This window comes from Proteiniborus sp. MB09-C3 (assembly GCF_030263895.1).
GTDB lineage: Bacteria > Bacillota > Clostridia > Tissierellales > Proteiniboraceae > Proteiniborus.
In genome coordinates this window covers 2,870,622-2,887,881 of record NZ_CP127161.1, presented here as the reverse complement: position 1 = coordinate 2,887,881, position 17,260 = coordinate 2,870,622, and the positions used below count along the sequence as shown (strand labels likewise).

Genomic DNA, 17,260 nt, shown 5'->3' with positions numbered 1-17,260 from the left:
GTTATTGTAGCATATGAGGAAATATCCGGTCGTGTCAACATTAATGGTACTTATTTTAGTTTTATCCTTATTAATTACGGGCTGTCAAATATCAAAAAACCCATCAGGCGGTAAAGTTGTACAAGCAGATACTATAGGTGGGGATAATAATGAACAAAAAGAAGATAATAAAGAGATGTCAGAAGAAGAAAAAAAAGCAGAGCTTGAAAAAAAGGTAGAAGAAAGGAAGGCTCTAGAAGAGCAAAGAAAAGAAGAACTTGGAGATTTTTATGTGCCTTTGTTACCTTTAGATGATGATAGGGAAATAGAAAAAGTCGAAGCTAAGGGACTTTTTGTTACGGGTAATGTAGCAGGTATGACAGTGGACAAGGCAAATGTAGAAATATATTCGGAATATGCTAAGGCATTACACACAAAAAATAATGAAAAAATAAAAGAACTAAAACCACAGGTGGACAAGCTTAATAAATTTGAGAAGATACTTGGCATTGCAGTAGCTACTGAGATCAATACTGTAGTTATTGACGTAAAAGATGATGATGGATTAATGACATATAAAAGCGATATAGCTATAGTTGATCAGGTTGAAGCTAATAAAAATGTGAGAATTAAAGATGTTAAAGCACTAATGGAACTACTTGAAGAGTATGATATTTATCCTATAGCTAGAATTGTAACATTTAAAGATAAAAATTTTGCTAGTCATAGAACTGATCATGCTATACAGCTTAAATCGGGAGGGGTTTGGAGAGATAATAAAGGTGTGGCATGGGTAAATCCATATGATAAGTTTGTTTGGAATTATGATATAGCTATTGCAAAGGAAGCAGTATTAAATGGGTTTAAGGAGATTCAATTTGACTATATACGTTTTCCTGATAATGCAAAAAAATATAATCCTATAACGGAGTTTCCCGGCAGAGATGGTAGAGCTAAAGATGAGGCGGTAGAGGATTTTCTTGAATATGCAAAACAAGAGCTGGAATCTTATAAGGTTAATATTGCAGCCGATGTTTTTGGAGTTATAACAAAATCCTGGGATGATAAACCAGAGGATATAGGTCAGACTTGGAGAAAAATGGCTAAGAGTGCAGATTATATGTGCCCTATGATATATCCAAGTCACTACGGTGCAGGCTGGTATGGATATGCAGTACCAGATAAAGAACCTTATGGAGTACTGGCAGGAGCGTTAAAAGAAGCTATTGAAAGAAATGCTTCATTAGAGAACCCTCCAGTAATTAGGCCTTGGATTCAAGGCTTCACAGCATCTTGGGTGAAGGGATATATAAACTATACACCTAAAGAAGTAAGAGAACAGATATTGGCTGGAAAAGAACTTGGAATTAATGAGTATCTTGTTTGGAATGCAGGAAATACCTATGATCCATTAGCATATTTTCCTATGGAAGCAGAAAACAATGTGATTACTCCAGATAAAAGACAGGATAAAGAAAAGGACTTAATTGGCAGAACGCCTGACAGTGTACTAAAAGATTATCTAAATGCAGAGAAAAATAAAGTTTACTCAAAGATGTATCTTCTTACACCAATAAAAGATAGAGTCTTTAACTATGAAGAATTTGAAACTAGTGTAGAATCACTAGACTTAAAGCTAATTAAATTTGAAGTGAAAGAGTATGTTTTAATGGATGAGAATAATGCAGAGGTTAAGCTATCCTATGAATATAGTACAAAGCTTGAGGAAAAAGAGCTAAAGGCAATAAGTGAAGAGGCTTCATGGAAGCTTAAAAAGGAAAATGGAATCTGGAAGGTTACAAGACCAGAAATAAAACCAATTGAAGTACAATAAAAACTGGTATTGGAAATATAAAAGTATATAGCTAATTACAAATTGAGATCTTTCGTTACACTTAGGATGGGAACATTCTTTGTCACCCTGAGAAGTATAGCGAAGGGTCTCTTACTTTTTTACTATGAAAATATCTTGATTTGGGTAGAGGTATAAGAGATTCATATTTCATATTTTGTTTATTGATATATACTTACTTATAAATTAAAATAGATATATGCACGTAAATATTTCTGAGAGAGTGAATCATATTGTTTGGATACGTAACTCCTTATAAAAGCGAACTAAAGGTTAGAGAGTATGATATGTTTAAAGCATATTACTGTGGGCTTTGTAAAACTCTGGGGAAAGAGTTTAATCATATAGTAAGGTTTGGATTAAATTATGATTTAACTTTCCTAGCATTATTGCTATCTTCAATAGAAGAAGAAAAGGAAATTATAACCCGAGAAGGCTGTATAGCTAATCCCTTAAAAAAGAAAGACATAGTAAATACAAATAAATCCTTAATCTATGCTTCAAATATAAGCATCATACTTATATATTATAAATTATTAGACAATTGGAAGGATGAAAAATCTATTAAATCACTAATAGCAGCTACTCCTTTCTTGTTGCCACTAAAAAAGGCAAATAATGCATATAATAATAAGTCTCTTGTAATAAAAGATTGTTTAGATAAGCTTACGGAATTAGAAAAAAATAAATGTAATCGAATAGATGAAGCTGCAGATACTTTTGGAAAGCTCATGGAAGAAATATCAGCTCCAGATTATATTGAAGACAATAAGACAGAAAGAATCCTCAAGTGGATAGGATATAATCTTGGAAGATGGATATATATATTAGATGCTTTTAACGATTTAGAAGATGATATTAAAAACAAAAGCTATAACCCAGTTCTGCTGCAATATAATTACAATAAAGATGAAACGGTAGATAATTTTAAAGAGAGGATAGTAGCCTCTATAGAATTTTCTTTAACCATGTCTTTAGAAGCTATTTCAAAAAGCTTTGAAATTCTCAATATAAGAAAAAATCAGGGTATAATTGAAAATATAGTCTATATGGGAACTCGACATAAGATGGAAGTAATACTAAATAAAAGGGAGGTCTGCAAACATGCGAAATCCATATGAAGTCTTAGAAATTAGAGAAGGTGCTAGCGAAGAAGAAATAAAAGCAGCGTATAAGAAGTTAGTTAGAAAATATCATCCAGATCAATATGCTAACAATCCCTTATCAGATTTGGCAGAAGAAAAATTAAAGGAAATTAATGAAGCATATGATTTCCTAATGAAAAACAAAGGCAACTATAATAGAAATCAAGAAAGTAATAATTGGAGCAACCAGCAATATAATAATAATAATTCTAGTATTTATACACAGATTAGGGCCTATATTGAAAGAGGAAATATTAATCAAGCAGATCAAATGCTAGAAAGCATTACCTCTAGAGATGCTGAATGGAACTACTTAAAAGGAATAATATTCCTTAGACGTGGATGGTATGATATGGCATATCAGCATATACAATTAGCTGTGAACCTTGATCCTTATAATACAGAGTATAGGACGGCTTTGAACAATTTAGCTTCTAGAGCAAATGCATATAGGGACATCGGAACTAGTAGAGGATATAGAAAAGACCCATCTTTTTGTGAAATATGTCAATGCTTGTTCTGCAGTGACTGTCTCTGCGAATGTCTTGGGGGAGATTTGATACGCTGCATATAGTGGGAGGATAATTATGAGAAGATATAATAGTAAATCACAAAAAGTTGCTTTAGGTGGTATAGTGACTCTTTTGTCAACTGTATCACTATATATATCTTCAATATTGCCAACAAATAGACTGTTTTTCTTTGCTCTAAGTACTTTCTTTCTTGCAGCGATTATAATTGAAAATAATATTGGTTTTGCTGTTTTAGTATATTTTTCATCTTCTATACTTAGTTTTATCATAATTCCAAATAAGGCGGCAGTACTACCATATGCTATTTTCTTTGGCTATTATGCAATAGTAAAGTCGTTGATTGAAAGAATAAATATTCTTGCAGTTGAGTTGTTTATAAAGTTCATGTTATTTAATCTATCTATTTATATTACATACAGTATTGTCAGTAGAGCTTTGCTTGGAGAGATAATAATAAAGCTTCCAGCTTGGGCAGTATTTCTATTAATGCAGCTAGCATTTATAGTATACGATTATGCATTTAGTCTAGGTGTGTACTTTTATCGAAATAAGATAAGACCAAAAATAAGGTAAATAGCAACATAGAAGGAGGATATAGATAAGTTTGAGAAAATTAAATAATATTTTACTACTGATTATAGCAATTCTTTTACTCATAACAGGCTGTGAAGATCTAGGGACTTTAGAAGATAGCCAAGGTTCAAGTATTGGCAATGATAGCAATCTAGTAATACACTTTTTAGATGTAGGTCAAGCAGACAGTATACTTATACAGATGCCAAATGGCACTACTTCACTTATAGATGGAGGAAATAGAGGAGATGCGGGGCTAATAATAGACTATATTAAAGGGTTAAAAATACAAAAGATTGATTATCTCATAGCAACACATCCTCATGAGGATCATATTGGTGGGCTTCCAGAAGTTATTAAAAACTTCGATATAGAAAAGATATATATGCCAAAAAAATCTGCTTCTACAAAGATATTTGAAACCCTAGTAGCTGAAATAAAGAATAAGGGACTAAAGGCTGTAGAAGGGAAGGCTGGAATAGATATTATCATGGAAGATGGGTTAAAGTTCAGTATACTAGCTCCAAACTCTTCTGAATATAGTGAGACTAATGATTATTCTATAGTGACTAAATTAGAATACAAGGACACATCATTTATATTTACTGGAGATGCAGAAAAACCATCTGAAAACGAAATGATTAAAAAGGGATATAACTTATCAGCAAATGTGTTAAAAGTAGGGCATCATGGAGGTAGAACATCTACATCTGAAGAATTTTTAAATAAGATAGATCCAAAGTATGCTGTTATATCCGTAGAAAAAGGTAATGATTATGGACATCCTCATAAAGAGACAATTGAAAGATTGACTAAAAAAGGGGTAAGCATATTGAGAACAGATGAAATGGGGACAATTGTACTCATTTCAGATGGAACCAATATAGATATAAAAGGATTTGATAATACTGAAGATAATGTAGAGAATTCTAAAGAAAATATAGAAAGATATATTGGAAATAAAAACACTAAAATATATCATTCTGAAAGTTGCAGCAGTCTGCCTAATAAAGAAAACCAAGTAGAATTTAAGTCAACTCAAGAAGCAGAAAATGAAGGCTACCAGCCGCATAAAGCATGCATTAAGAAATAGAGGTGAAAAATTTGAAGGGTATAATAGATAGATTTGAAGAAGACTTTGCAGTTGTGGAATTAGAAGATGAGACTATGAAAAATATCCCGAAGGATTTACTGCCATTAGAAGTAAAGGAAGGTTCTGTCTTAATAATAGATGGAGATAATATTTATATTGATGAAGAGAAAACAGAAGAAAGAAAAAGAAAAGCAGATAAGCTTTTAGAAGATTTATTTAACTAGTCACTCAAGGGAGTGGCTTTTTTTTATTCCTATATTTCTAAACAAATAAAATTACATGAATAAGTATGCATTATACAAAAAACATGCAGCAGCAGATAAAAGAGGATTAGAGCATTAGTCAAAATGAAAACGTTGTCAAGCTGGGAATGACTTATTTACATAATTATAATTATACTAAATTCAATTGATTGAATAAATTGTTAGTAAAAAATATTAAAAAAATACTTGATAATATATACAAAAAGATGTATTATTATAAAATCTAGATAAAAATTAAGGGGGAGTCAAAATGATAAAAGGATTAAAAAATATTGTTGTAGTAGCTTTAATCTTAGCATTAATCACAATTACATTTACTGGATGCGGGAAAGATTCAGGAAATGGAAAGGCTGGAAAGACTGGAACAAGCTTAGATAAAATAAAGGCTTCTGGAAAAATAGTTCTAGGAACAAGTCCAGATTACCCACCCTATGAATTTCATAAAGAAGTCAATGGAAAAGATACTATAGTTGGTTTTGATATAGCAATAGCAGAAGAAATAGCAAAGGATTTAGGCGTGGAACTAGAAATAAAGAGCATGGAGTTTGGCGGATTATTAGCTGATTTAAAGACAGATAAGGTTGATTTTGTAATGGCAGGGATGACACCTGATGCTGAGAGAGTAAAGGAAGTAGATTTTTCAACCATATACTATAATGCAGAGCATGGACTTGTTGTAAATAAAAAAGATATAGATAAATATAAAGAAATATCTGATTTAAAGGGAAAGATCATTGGAGTTCAAAAAGGAGCAATACAGGAGGATATAGCAAAAGAGCAAATAGAATCTCCACAGATAAAAGCACTTGGAAAAGTATCTAATTTAATGCTTGAGCTTAAAACCGGGAAGGTCGATGCAGTTGTAGTGGAACAACCTGTGGCAAGCGCTTATGTAAAGGGCAATGATGAATTATATATGACTGATATTGTATTTAAAGATGAAGAAGGCGGTTCAGCAGTGGCTGTAAAAAAAGGAAATAAGGAATTATTAGAATCAATTAATAAAACTATTGAAAGACTAATGAAAGAAAACAAGATAGAAGAATTTGTAATCAATGCAAATGAAATTATGGACAATGAATAGGGTTAATATGTATGGCATTAGCCCTTATTAGGAGGTAAAGATTTGTTAGATTTTAGTTTTTTAAATAAATATTATATGTTTTTTATAATAGGTGCCAAGAATACTGTAGTTATAGCAATTTTTTCTGTAGTATTTGGAGTAGCTTTAGGTACTTTATTAGGGCTAATGAAGCAATCGAAAATAAAATTATTAAAATTTTTTTCAACAGCTTATATAGAATTTGTCAGAGGAACACCTCTATTAGTGCAATTATTTATAGTTTACTATGGTTTACCTATTAATCTTTCAGCAATCCCTGCAGGTATAGTAGCATTATCGCTTAATAGTGGTGCCTATGTAGCCGAAATAATTAGATCTGGGATTCAAGCTATTGATAAAGGACAGATGGAAGCAGCAAGATCTCTCGGTATGACTCATGTTCAGTCAATGAGATATATTATACTTCCTCAGGCACTAAAGAACATATTACCTGTATTAGGAAACGAGTTTATTACTGTTATAAAAGAATCTTCCATAGTATCTGTAATTGGTGTACCTGAAATAATGTACAATGCTGAAACAGTAAGAGGTAATACCTTTAAACCTTTTGAGCCTCTTTTAGCAGCTGCCGTAATTTATTTTGTGCTAACATACACACTATCTAAGCTAGTAGGTAGAGTGGAGAGGAGGTTAAAGACAAGTGATTGAGATTAGTAATCTAAATAAAAAATTTGGAGATTTAGAAGTTTTAAATAACATAACAACAAATATAAAAAAAGGTGAAGTTCTAGTTATCATCGGTCCTAGTGGTTCAGGGAAAAGTACTTTTTTGAGATGCCTTAATCTACTTGAAGAACCTACATCAGGAGAAATAATTTTTGAAGGAAAATCCATTACAAGTAAAAAAAATGATATAAATCTACAAAGACAAAAGATGGGGATGGTATTTCAGCAATTTAATCTTTTCCCTCATCTAACTGTATTAGAAAATATAGCTATAGCTCCAATGAAAGTTAAAGGGATGTCACAGGAAGAGGCTGGGAATATTGCTGTAAAGCTTCTTAAGAGGATTGGCTTAGAAGACAAAACCAATACTTATCCTCAAAATCTCTCGGGAGGTCAGAAGCAAAGAATAGCTATAGCTAGAGCTTTAGCCATGTCGCCAGATGTGCTGTTGTTTGATGAGCCTACATCTGCATTAGATCCTGAAATGGTTGGAGAGGTACTAGATGTTATGAAGGGCTTGGCTAAAGAAGGTATGACAATGATAGTAGTTACCCATGAAATGGGTTTTGCTAAAGAAGTAGCTGATAGAGTATTTTTTATGGATAAAGGCTTTATAATAGAGGAAGGAACAGCTGAAGAAATATTTAAGACACCTAAAAATCAAAGAACAAAAGAATTTCTTGCCAAGCTTTTAGTCTAACCAAGGCAATGAATATTAATTTTAGATAATAGTTGTTAAATATTTGTCAAGAATATTTAACACAAACTTAATTTAATTATGATTTTAAGCTATTGCCCTTTAGATGAACTATTGGTTATAATGTGAGTGGATTGACTAAATACAATGTCTAAAGGAGTGGGAAAATGCAAAATATTGTGGCAGGTAAAGAGAAAAGAAAAATTCCTTATTTAGATACGCTTGCCTTTCTTGTTTTATTAATAACATTCTTTGGTTATATAGGTATTAAAATGGGAATTAGCAACATGTTTTCAACTATCATGGCAACAGCTTATCAGCTCCTAGTAGACACAGTACTATATATAATGGCAATCGCAGTATTAGCAGGTGCCTTTGGTAAACTAGCTACAGAGTTTGGATTGGTAAAGATATTGAATAAGATTTTTTCACCGCTTATGAGACCTTTATACAGTCTCCCTGGAGTTGCTTCTCTTGGAATAATAACGACATATCTGTCAGATAATCCTGCTATTATTTCACTAGCAAAGGATGACGAATATATTAGCTATTTTGAAGAATATGAAACTCCATGCTTATGTAATCTTGGTACAGCATTTGGAATGGGATTGATTGTTACAACTTTTATGATAGGATTAGGGTATTTTAAAGAAGCAGTAGTAGGAAATCTTGGGGCCATAATTGGCAGCATAGTTAGTGTAAGAATCATGGCCTATAGAACGAGAAAAGCTATGGGTGTGAGCAAGGCTACTGTTGAAAAGAATTCATATAAAAGGGATTTATCAGATACATTGATAGAGAGATCAGAAGGTAGTTTTTTTGAGAGATTTCTCACTGCTTTTCTAGAAGGCGGAAAGCTTGGAGTAGATATAGGGCTTAGCATAATTCCTGGAGTGCTCGTAATATGTACTATTATCATGATACTCACCTTTGGCCCGTTAGACCCTTCTATAGGATATCAAGGAGAGGCTTTTGAAGGAGTAGGGTTATTGCCTAAAATAGGAGAATTGATTGCTCCTGCTTCTAAAGTATTATTTGGATTTGAAAGACCAGAGGCTATAGCATTTCCTATAACTGCTCTTGGCGCAGTTGGAGCAGCATTAAGCTTAGTTCCAAATTTCTTGAAAAATGGGATTATCGGTTCAAATGAAATAGCAGTATTTACAGCTATGGGAATGTGCTGGAGTGGCTTTTTAAGTACACATGTTGCAATGCTCGATGCATTAGGACATAGAAAATTGATTGGTAAAGCAATAGGAAGCCATACTATTGGTGGAATAATTGCTGGTATATCAGCTCATTACATTCTAGTTCTAATAAATTCCTTAAGTAAACTATTCTAGGATAATAAAATTATTGACAACTTAACATAATAAGATTATAATATTAAAAATACTAAATCGAAGAAAAACTAAAAGCTATGATTAGAAGAGTAGAGTAAAGAAAATGTCAAAGAGAGTCGGCGTTGGTGAGAGTTCGATACATTACTTTATTTGAAGAACATCTATGAGTTTCTAACCGAAATCGACAGAAAGTAGGCTTAGACGGAGTCAAACCGTTATATATTGGACAGTATCGAATATTTTCTGTACTGATGAAGTGAGCTAATATTTAGCTAATTTAGGTGGCACCACGGAAACATATGCTTTTCGTCCTTGTTTTGGATGAAAAGCATTTTTATTTTTTGATATTTATATATAGAAAGGAAGAAAGATAAATGATAAAAGGATTAATAGTACCAGATGACTATAAACCTGCTTTAGATGTAATTGACACTGAAATAGCAATAAAAGAGATAAAAGATTATTTTGAAGGTGAGCTCGCTAAAGAACTAAATTTGATAAGAGTATCCGCTCCATTATTCGTTAAGCCAGAAACAGGTCTAAATGATGATTTAAGTGGAATGGAAAAGCCTGTTTCTTTCGGAATGAAGTATGATAACTATGCCAAGCTGGAAATAGTTCATTCTCTTGCAAAGTGGAAAAGAATGGCGTTGGATAAATATGGCTTCAAACCAAATACAGGACTATACACAGATATGAATGCCATTAGGGCAGAGGAAGATTTAGATAATATCCATTCTATATATGTGGATCAATGGGATTGGGAACTAGTTATTGAAAAAGCTCAAAGAACAGAAAAATATTTGATAGAAATAGTAAGAAGAATATATAATGTTTTTTTAAAAGTAGAAAAATATATTACAGGCATTTATCCTCAATTAGATAAGAATTTACCTGAGAATATTACAATTATTACTACACAAGAGCTGGAGGATATGTATCCTAATCTCACACCAAAGGAGAGGGAGCACGCTATTGCAAAAGAAAAGAAGGCAATTTTCCTTATGAAAATAGGTGATTTGCTGAATTCTGGAACTAAGCATGATGGTAGGGCACCAGATTATGACGACTGGAAACTAAATGGTGACATTATTTTTTGGAATCCTATATTGGAGCAGGAAATCGAGCTTTCATCAATGGGCATTAGAGTAGACAAGGAAGCGTTAATAGAGCAGTTAAGGAAGAGTGATAGTGAAGATAGGCTGAGTCTAGATTATCATCAAATGCTTCTCAGTGAAAAGCTGCCCTATACAATAGGTGGAGGTATAGGACAGTCAAGGATTTGTATGTTTTTTCTTCAAAAAGCACATATTGGTGAGGTACAGGCATCGGCATGGCCTAAGGATATGATTAGAAATTGCAATATGGCAAATATATTTTTACTGTAAGGAGTATTATATTTTACTCTTTAGGTATAGGAGGAATCCAAGGAGTTTCTATAATTTAGATATACATCTTATTCTTTTCATGTTATTATATAATAATAGATTACATTATCATAATATAAGGAGATGCTTATGGATACAAATAAACTGAATAAGCTTTTCTTAATTTTGGGTATAGGCATAGGATTTCTAATTTCTAGCTTGCTAAACATAGCATATCCTAAAACTGAATATATTTCATATACAGAAGCACAAATAATTGAAAAAGCTAGAGAATTAGGAATGATCTCTTTAAAAGAAGCAATCTCAAAAGACGATGAAAAAACACCAGAATATACTTCAAATGATTCAGAGAAAGATGCTACACCAGCTGAAGAGGACAAGCATGTTATAGAGTTTGTCATTAATAAGGGTGATAATAGTGAGCAAATAGTTGACAAGTTATTTGAAGAAGGCATTATAAAGGATAAAGAAGGATTTATTGAAAAAATAAAAGAAAAAAGTCTTCAAAGAAAGTTTAAGTATGGCGTTTATGAACTGGAGCTAGAAATGGATCATGAATCCTTAATTAAGACATTAACGGGCAAATAACCTATAAATTTACCTAATTGAAAAAGTGGGTTTTTCCCACTTTTTTATAAGTATTATTTTATAGAAACTGGAACAGAAAAATAACAATAATTATTATAATTATCCAACTAGAAATATCATTTTGCCCAGTATTGAAAACTTCTTTGTCATCAATGCTTTCTATAAATTCGATCTCTTGAATTGGTTCAGTTTGCGGTATATGTTCGTCGATGGTCATTTTTCTTCTACTTTTTCTCATCATTATGGAGCCTCCCTTCATATTATCAATATATAATATGAAAATTACAATGTAGTGTGCATAACGCAATGCGCTCATAATACTAGAATATTTTAAAGTGAATTAATTCATACTATTAATGAATCTAGTCTTTTAAAATAGGGAGATAAAAAGGAGCGATTACATGCCAAATGATGTGAACTTTGAAGAAATAAAGCAGAAATTTAAAAATGCAGGATTGGATGAAAAAATAGAGATATATACTACAACGCAAGGACTTTCTGTAGAACAGTTCAAAGAATTATTAAGAATGTTTCCAATACAGCATTTAGATAAATTAGAAAGAGCCATGTCATAAAAAACCCGATATATCGGGTTTTTTTGTGAAGAAAAAGGCATATAATGATATTATAATATTGAAATTACATTTATTTTATTATATATTTTTAGAGGGATCAGTTATTAGAACATACAGAAATTAGGGGGGATATTGTGGAAGAATTTATAATTGATTTTGCACATAATATTGTTATGGAGAACGTTTTATTGTCATATGTATTTTTCTTTGCTTCACAGTCACTTCAAGTGCTTTTTCCGCCCTATCCCGGAGATATGGTGCTTATAATAGAAGGATATTTATCAGAGGTCGCGCATTTAAACATATATTTTATTATTACCAATGCAGTAGCTTCAACCTCTTTGTCATCAATATTGCTATATAATATAGGCAGGAAAAAAGAAGAAAAGATATTACATTCTAAAGTAGTTGCGCTTTTATTTGGTACTAGTAAGATTGCTAAGCTGAATAAGCTTTTTAGCAAATTAGGAGCTCTTGTAATAGTTATTAGTAAATTTATACCCGGAATTTTTTCATTGACATTATTATCTGCTGGAGTATTTAAGGTAAAAAGAAAGTCTGCTTATTTATCCATAATAGCAGTATCGTTTTTTCATAACTTTGTACTCATAGCACTAGGCAAACTGCTTGGAGAAAACTGGACCATAATTTTAAGAAAACTAGATGTTTACAATAGATATTTTATTATTATAGCAATAATAGCAATAATAATATATTTAATAATGCTTCAATTGAAAAAAAGATTACTTGACTAAAATGGGGGAGTATAAATGAAAAAAGCTGTTTTCTTTATTATACTTATTTCAATATCATTACCCTTTGTGCTATTATTGACTGATGTAGAAGCTGTGGCCTTTGATTTAGACTTTTATGAAAAAAAATATGAAGAATACAATATTACAGAAGTAACTGGTATAGAGATGAAAAACCTTATGACTGTTACAAGTGAAATGCTAGATTATCTAAAAGGAAAAAGAGAAAATTTAATAATATTTGCACAGGTAAACAATAAAACTGAACAGGTTTTTGAGGAAAGAGAAATATTACATATGGTAGACGTAAAAGATTTATTTTCAAAAGGATATATTATAAGAAACACTATGTTAATTGCTTTAATTATATCCTTGGCATTCTTAGCACTCTTTCATAGAAAAGCAATTGGAAAAGCTTTTATTATTGCTTCCTTATGGCCTACTGCAATAATGGCTATCTTAGGACTGCTAATGTACATAGATTTTAATAAATACTTTAATTATTTCCATCATATATTTTTTACCAATGATTTATGGCTCTTAGACCCAAATACAGATATACTTATTCAAATGCTACCATTAGAATTTTTTAGCAGCATGGCATATAGAATCTTATTGTTTTTTATAGCTGAATTGTTATTGTTTCTTATAGCAGGAATTGTATTGAAAAGAAGGTCTAAATATAAAGCACAATAGCTTTTCTAATCATATTGTTATTATTTTCCTAAAATTGGAGATAATCTAATGTAAAAGGAGGATAACAATATGAATGTAGATATTATGAAAAATAATCTTAAAAAGAAATCTATAAATATTATTAATGGTATGAGATTAAGGCGATACTATAGTGAAAAGCCTGGAACAGGAAAGACATACATGGCAATTATCTTAGACAAAATAATATTTAGAATCATTGTGCTGATTAGCTTTATTTTTCTTTTCTATTTTATCAGTGAGAGCCTAATATTTTCAGCAATAATTTCACTTCAAGTTTTTGTTCTCTATAATCTAATAATGTATAAAATAAACAAAAATAAGCTGCAAAAGAAAATATTTTTAGTAAACAAACAGGTAGTTCTTAAAAAGACTCTTAGAGAGTTGTTAAACCAATCTCCGCAAGATTTCTTAGATTATATAGTTGATATTTTAGAGAAATATGGGTTCGACAGTATAACTAAAGTAGATAGAAGAGATATAGATATAGTTGGGACTATATCAGATAGAAAAGTTGGTATTAGATGTTTGCAATACGATAATGATTATAAGGTAGGAGTGGATATTGTAAGGGATTTCTTCATCGAGCTAAGAAGGCTTGAATTAACCGAGGGCGTTATTATTACTACATCTTCATTTACTCATGAGGCTAATAATTTGCTTGTTAAGCTTAGAAAATATGCACAAATTCAGCTCGTAGATATTGAGGGATTATTAGAAATCATAAAAAAAGCTGATTTATATCCATCAGAAGCTGAAATAAAAAAGATAATCTTAAATGAAATATCTGATAGCAGGATGCATTTTAAAAGCTATAAAGATGTTGTATTGTCAAAGGGAAAGATAATAAAATACATTTTCTTAGGAATTACAATGATTGTATTTGGAAGATTTACACCATATACTACTTATTATAACATTGTTGCAGTCATTATCTTTTCCATAGCGATTATATCATTGATAGTATTATTAATTAACCTATTTAGAGTAGACGAGGAAAAACAGGAGAATAAAGTTTTATAGCTTATATTCTATAAAAATCATTTTAATATGCAAAGGTTAGATAATTATTAGGCTACTGGCTTAAGCTAGTAGCCTTAGCTATAATTAAGGAGGTTTTTATGAAAAAGGTATTGGCAGTTATGGGAAGTCCCAGAAAAAACAAGAACACAGACAAACTACTAGATAAGGTTATAGAAGGACTAAAAACGAATGAAGTAGAAGTGAAAAAAGCTTACTTAAAAGACCTAAAGTTTTCACCTTGTATATCTTGTGGTAATTGTGAAAGAACTGGTGACTGCTTTATGGATGATGATATGAAGAGTATGTATGAGGATTTTAACAGCAGTGATATTATTATAATTGCCTCACCATTGTATTTCAATACTGTAAGCAGTCTAACTAAAATGATGATAGATAGATGTCAAGTATACTGGTCAAGCAAATACGTTCTGAAAAATCCATCTATAGATGTGAATAAAAAAAGAATTGGAATGTTTATTTGTGTAGGAGGAGCACCTAAGAGAGAAGGACATTTTGATGCGTGTATTCCAGTAATGGATTTATTTTTTAAAGCAATAAATACTGAATACAGAGAGAATATATTTGCCTCTCATACGGATGAAATACCAGTATGGGAAAGAAAAGAGATTTTAGACCTTGCATTTGAAAAAGGAAAAGAATTATCTAAACATAGTATAAACATTTGATTTTTATAGCTAAAAGAATTATAATTATTTGATGAAAGGCTATAAAGAGCGCAGATTTATCTGTAGTAAAAATTATAGGAGGAATTATTTATGAAAAACATGCTACCAATAGCATTATCAAACAGACATGTTCATCTAAGCGAGGAGCATATACAAAAACTTTTTGGAGAGGGATACAAGCTTAATAGACTTAAGGATTTGTCCCAGCCTGGTCAATATGCTTGTGAAGAAAAAATTGATATAGTTGGACCAAAAGGCACATTAAAGGGAGTAAGAATATTAGGACCTGAAAGAAAAAAATCACAAGTAGAAATTTCATTGGCGGATGGCTTTGTTCTAGGTGTGGTTCCACCAGTAAAAGATTCTGGAGACTTAGAGGGAAGCCCAGGAGCTAAGTTTGTAGGCCCAAAAGGAGAAGTCATTATTGAAGAAGGAATAATAGCCGCAGCAAGGCATATTCACATGCATACTTCAGATGCTGATGAATTTGGAGTAAAGGATAAAGATAGAGTAAAGGTAAAAGTTGGCGGAGAAAGAGGTTTAGTTTTCGACAATGTATTAGTGAGAGTTAATAAAGACTATGCATTAGAAATGCATGTAGACGTTGAAGAAGGAAATGCTGCAGGAGTAAAAAATGGTCAGATGGTAGAATTAATAAAATAATTTTGGGGGTATAGCCATATGAAAAACATAGCCTCAATGATCGATCATACAATATTAAAGCCAGATACTACCAGAGAAATGGTAAAAAAGGTTTGTGATGAAGCAAAAGAATATAATTTTGCATCTGTTTGTGTGAATCCATACTACGTAAGCTTTGTAAAGAGTCAATTAGAGGGCACTGATGTAAAAGTTACATCAGTAATAGGATTTCCATTAGGAAGCACTACAAAAGAAGTGAAGGCTTTTGAAGCACAGAATGCCGTAGAAAATGGTGCAGATGAACTGGATATGGTAATCAATGTAGGAGCATTGAAAAACAAAGAATACCATATAGTAAGAGAAGACATAGAAGCTGTTGTAAATGCAGCTAAAGATAAAGCTTTAGTTAAGGTAATTATTGAAACCTGTTTATTGACAGATGAAGAAAAGGATATGGCATGTAAACTGTCCCTAGAGGCTGGTGCTGATTATGTTAAAACTTCTACAGGCTTTAGCACTGGCGGAGCAACTGTAGAAGATGTAAAGCTAATGAGAAGTATAGTAGGTCCTAATATTGGAGTAAAGGCATCAGGAGGAATAAGAGATTCAAAAAAGGCTAGAGAAATGATAGAAGCAGGCGCTTCAAGAATAGGAGCAAGTTCTTCTGTAGAAATAGTTAAAGGCTTAGAAGTGACAGATCATAGCTATTAATTATATGGATCATTTTATTTTCCACGATTATAATAACAATAAATAATTATAGTAAAGCAATAGAGTAGCAGGCATAAATTGTACTAGCTACTCTATTTTTTATATCAAGTATTTTGATTATATTAGAAATACATTAGGGTTGAATGTAGTACATATATATAATATGATTGTGTTAGTATTATTAAATGGAGAGGATGATTTAATGAAAGTTCAATATCTTGGTCACTCAGTAGTTTTAATTGAGAGTAGGGGGATAAAGGCAATAATCGATCCATTTATTTCAGGAAATCCAAATTGTCCAGTGAATGTAGATGATTTAAAGGACATAACTCATGTCTTTGTAACCCATGGGCATGGAGATCACTTAGGAAATACTATGGAAATAGCTCAAAAATGGGGCGCTATGGTAATATGTAATTTCGAAATAGGTAACTATTTAACTAAGTTTGACTTAAATATACATACTATGCATATTGGTGGAAGGGTTAGCTTTGACTTTGGAAAGGTAAAGATGACACCTGCTTTACATGGTTCAGGAATATATGATGGAGAAGAATTTAAATGTGGCGGCAATCCCTGCGGTTTTTTAATTGAGATTGAAAATAAAAAAATATACCATGCAGGAGATACTGGCCTGACATTAGATATGAAGCTTTTAGAGGAAGAAAACATTGATCTTGCCTTTATTCCAATAGGAGGTAACTATACAATGGATATAGACGATGCAGTGAGGGCAGTAGATTTTATAAAGCCCAAAACTGTAGTTCCTATGCACTATGATACTTTTCCAGTAATAAAAGCTGATCCCTTTGAATTTGAAAAAAAAGTAAGGAAAGCAAAAGTTAAAGTATTATCATTTGGCGAGAGTATAGAATTATAAGAAAAATCCCTTTAGTAAAAAACTAAAGGGTTAA

The 17,260-nt window shown here is 31.6% G+C and carries 21 protein-coding genes and 1 other annotated feature; of the genes, 20 read left to right on the top strand and 1 reads right to left on the bottom strand.

The genetic code is table 11. From position 1 onward, the window contains the following. Positions 1-13: 13 nt before the first annotated feature. The 12 genes from QO263_RS14140 to QO263_RS14085 all read left to right on the top strand — a co-directional run bounded on the left by QO263_RS14140 (position 14) and on the right by QO263_RS14085 (position 11,243). Positions 14-1,813, top strand: coding sequence for a putative glycoside hydrolase (locus QO263_RS14140; protein ID WP_285622774.1), 1,800 nt, complete (start codon positions 14-16; stop codon positions 1,811-1,813). Positions 1,814-2,064: 251 nt separating this feature from the next. Beyond that, positions 2,065-2,952, top strand: a complete 888-nt coding sequence (locus tag QO263_RS14135) for a DUF5685 family protein (protein WP_285622771.1) — start codon at positions 2,065-2,067, stop codon at positions 2,950-2,952. Beyond that, positions 2,936-3,550, top strand: coding sequence for a J domain-containing protein (locus tag QO263_RS14130; RefSeq protein WP_285622768.1), 615 nt, complete (start codon positions 2,936-2,938; stop codon positions 3,548-3,550). Before QO263_RS14135 ends, QO263_RS14130 begins: the two co-directional genes overlap by 17 nt. Before the next feature lie 13 nt (positions 3,551-3,563). Beyond that, positions 3,564-4,082: a hypothetical protein gene (locus QO263_RS14125; RefSeq protein WP_285622765.1), complete on the top strand. Its 519-nt coding sequence runs from the start codon at positions 3,564-3,566 to the stop codon at positions 4,080-4,082. 31 nt (positions 4,083-4,113) lie between these two features. Continuing rightward, positions 4,114-5,175: an MBL fold metallo-hydrolase gene (locus QO263_RS14120; protein WP_285622763.1), complete on the top strand. Its 1,062-nt coding sequence runs from the start codon at positions 4,114-4,116 to the stop codon at positions 5,173-5,175. 11 nt (positions 5,176-5,186) lie between these two features. Next, positions 5,187-5,399: a DUF3006 domain-containing protein gene (locus tag QO263_RS14115; protein ID WP_285622761.1), complete on the top strand. Its 213-nt coding sequence runs from the start codon at positions 5,187-5,189 to the stop codon at positions 5,397-5,399. Positions 5,400-5,688: 289 nt separating this feature from the next. Beyond that, the gene (locus QO263_RS14110) at positions 5,689-6,522 is read left to right on the top strand and encodes an ABC transporter substrate-binding protein (protein WP_285622758.1); all 834 of its coding nucleotides are present in this window, start codon (positions 5,689-5,691) and stop codon (positions 6,520-6,522) included. A 75-nt stretch (positions 6,523-6,597) separates the two neighbouring features. Next, the gene (locus QO263_RS14105; protein WP_285629321.1) at positions 6,598-7,209 is read left to right on the top strand and encodes an amino acid ABC transporter permease; all 612 of its coding nucleotides are present in this window, start codon (positions 6,598-6,600) and stop codon (positions 7,207-7,209) included. Further along, positions 7,202-7,927 (top strand): amino acid ABC transporter ATP-binding protein, encoded by a 726-nt coding sequence (locus QO263_RS14100; RefSeq protein WP_285622755.1) that lies wholly within the window; start codon positions 7,202-7,204, stop codon positions 7,925-7,927. The genes QO263_RS14105 and QO263_RS14100 overlap by 8 nt, the downstream gene beginning before the upstream one ends. Before the next feature lie 164 nt (positions 7,928-8,091). Then, the gene (locus QO263_RS14095) at positions 8,092-9,267 is read left to right on the top strand and encodes a CD0519/CD1768 family membrane protein (protein WP_285622753.1); all 1,176 of its coding nucleotides are present in this window, start codon (positions 8,092-8,094) and stop codon (positions 9,265-9,267) included. 68 nt (positions 9,268-9,335) lie between these two features. Continuing rightward, positions 9,336-9,584 (top strand) — a binding site (T-box leader). Between the two features lie 57 nt (positions 9,585-9,641). Beyond that, the gene (gene asnA / locus QO263_RS14090; RefSeq protein ID WP_285622751.1) at positions 9,642-10,655 is read left to right on the top strand and encodes an aspartate--ammonia ligase; all 1,014 of its coding nucleotides are present in this window, start codon (positions 9,642-9,644) and stop codon (positions 10,653-10,655) included. Positions 10,656-10,784: 129 nt separating this feature from the next. After that, entirely contained in the window at positions 10,785-11,243 is a 459-nt protein-coding gene (locus tag QO263_RS14085; RefSeq protein WP_285622748.1) for a hypothetical protein, read from the top strand. A 58-nt stretch (positions 11,244-11,301) separates the two neighbouring features. Here QO263_RS14085 and QO263_RS14080 read toward each other — a convergent pair whose 3' ends face one another. After that, complete coding sequence (locus QO263_RS14080) at positions 11,302-11,484, bottom strand: hypothetical protein (protein WP_285622745.1); 183 nt, start codon at positions 11,482-11,484, stop codon at positions 11,302-11,304. Positions 11,485-11,644: 160 nt separating this feature from the next. Between QO263_RS14080 and QO263_RS14075 the strand changes: the two genes are divergently transcribed. The 8 genes from QO263_RS14075 to QO263_RS14040 all read left to right on the top strand — a co-directional run bounded on the left by QO263_RS14075 (position 11,645) and on the right by QO263_RS14040 (position 17,226). After that, positions 11,645-11,818: a hypothetical protein gene (locus QO263_RS14075; RefSeq protein WP_285622743.1), complete on the top strand. Its 174-nt coding sequence runs from the start codon at positions 11,645-11,647 to the stop codon at positions 11,816-11,818. Between the two features lie 134 nt (positions 11,819-11,952). After that, positions 11,953-12,573 (top strand): DedA family protein, encoded by a 621-nt coding sequence (locus QO263_RS14070; RefSeq protein ID WP_285622740.1) that lies wholly within the window; start codon positions 11,953-11,955, stop codon positions 12,571-12,573. 15 nt (positions 12,574-12,588) lie between these two features. After that, on the top strand, positions 12,589-13,266 hold the full coding sequence (locus QO263_RS14065; protein WP_285622737.1) for a TIGR01906 family membrane protein: 678 nt from the start codon (positions 12,589-12,591) through the stop codon (positions 13,264-13,266). 69 nt (positions 13,267-13,335) lie between these two features. Further along, positions 13,336-14,307, top strand: coding sequence for a restriction endonuclease (locus QO263_RS14060; RefSeq protein WP_285622734.1), 972 nt, complete (start codon positions 13,336-13,338; stop codon positions 14,305-14,307). Positions 14,308-14,405: 98 nt separating this feature from the next. Further along, positions 14,406-14,993: a flavodoxin family protein gene (locus QO263_RS14055; protein ID WP_285622731.1), complete on the top strand. Its 588-nt coding sequence runs from the start codon at positions 14,406-14,408 to the stop codon at positions 14,991-14,993. A gap of 90 nt (positions 14,994-15,083) precedes the next feature. Then, positions 15,084-15,656 (top strand): phosphate propanoyltransferase, encoded by a 573-nt coding sequence (pduL, locus tag QO263_RS14050; protein WP_285622728.1) that lies wholly within the window; start codon positions 15,084-15,086, stop codon positions 15,654-15,656. A gap of 18 nt (positions 15,657-15,674) precedes the next feature. Next, positions 15,675-16,346, top strand: coding sequence for a deoxyribose-phosphate aldolase (gene deoC / locus QO263_RS14045; RefSeq protein ID WP_285622726.1), 672 nt, complete (start codon positions 15,675-15,677; stop codon positions 16,344-16,346). A 202-nt stretch (positions 16,347-16,548) separates the two neighbouring features. Then, on the top strand, positions 16,549-17,226 hold the full coding sequence (locus QO263_RS14040; protein ID WP_285622722.1) for a metal-dependent hydrolase: 678 nt from the start codon (positions 16,549-16,551) through the stop codon (positions 17,224-17,226). Positions 17,227-17,260 lie beyond the last annotated feature (34 nt).

Coding starts and splice junctions, on each gene's coding strand:
- QO263_RS14040 (WP_285622722.1), top strand. CDS start 16,549: ATGAAAGTTCAATATCTTGGTCACTCAGTAGTTTTAATTGAGAGTAGG.
- QO263_RS14110 (WP_285622758.1), top strand. CDS start 5,689: ATGATAAAAGGATTAAAAAATATTGTTGTAGTAGCTTTAATCTTAGCA.
- QO263_RS14125 (WP_285622765.1), top strand. CDS start 3,564: ATGAGAAGATATAATAGTAAATCACAAAAAGTTGCTTTAGGTGGTATA.
- QO263_RS14130 (WP_285622768.1), top strand. CDS start 2,936: ATGCGAAATCCATATGAAGTCTTAGAAATTAGAGAAGGTGCTAGCGAA.
- QO263_RS14085 (WP_285622748.1), top strand. CDS start 10,785: ATGGATACAAATAAACTGAATAAGCTTTTCTTAATTTTGGGTATAGGC.
- pduL (WP_285622728.1), top strand. CDS start 15,084: ATGAAAAACATGCTACCAATAGCATTATCAAACAGACATGTTCATCTA.
- QO263_RS14065 (WP_285622737.1), top strand. CDS start 12,589: ATGAAAAAAGCTGTTTTCTTTATTATACTTATTTCAATATCATTACCC.
- QO263_RS14140 (WP_285622774.1), top strand. CDS start 14: ATGAGGAAATATCCGGTCGTGTCAACATTAATGGTACTTATTTTAGTT.
- QO263_RS14080 (WP_285622745.1), bottom strand. CDS start 11,484: ATGATGAGAAAAAGTAGAAGAAAAATGACCATCGACGAACATATACCG.
- deoC (WP_285622726.1), top strand. CDS start 15,675: ATGAAAAACATAGCCTCAATGATCGATCATACAATATTAAAGCCAGAT.
- QO263_RS14105 (WP_285629321.1), top strand. CDS start 6,598: ATGTTTTTTATAATAGGTGCCAAGAATACTGTAGTTATAGCAATTTTT.
- QO263_RS14055 (WP_285622731.1), top strand. CDS start 14,406: ATGAAAAAGGTATTGGCAGTTATGGGAAGTCCCAGAAAAAACAAGAAC.
- QO263_RS14095 (WP_285622753.1), top strand. CDS start 8,092: ATGCAAAATATTGTGGCAGGTAAAGAGAAAAGAAAAATTCCTTATTTA.
- asnA (WP_285622751.1), top strand. CDS start 9,642: ATGATAAAAGGATTAATAGTACCAGATGACTATAAACCTGCTTTAGAT.
- QO263_RS14060 (WP_285622734.1), top strand. CDS start 13,336: ATGAATGTAGATATTATGAAAAATAATCTTAAAAAGAAATCTATAAAT.
- QO263_RS14075 (WP_285622743.1), top strand. CDS start 11,645: ATGCCAAATGATGTGAACTTTGAAGAAATAAAGCAGAAATTTAAAAAT.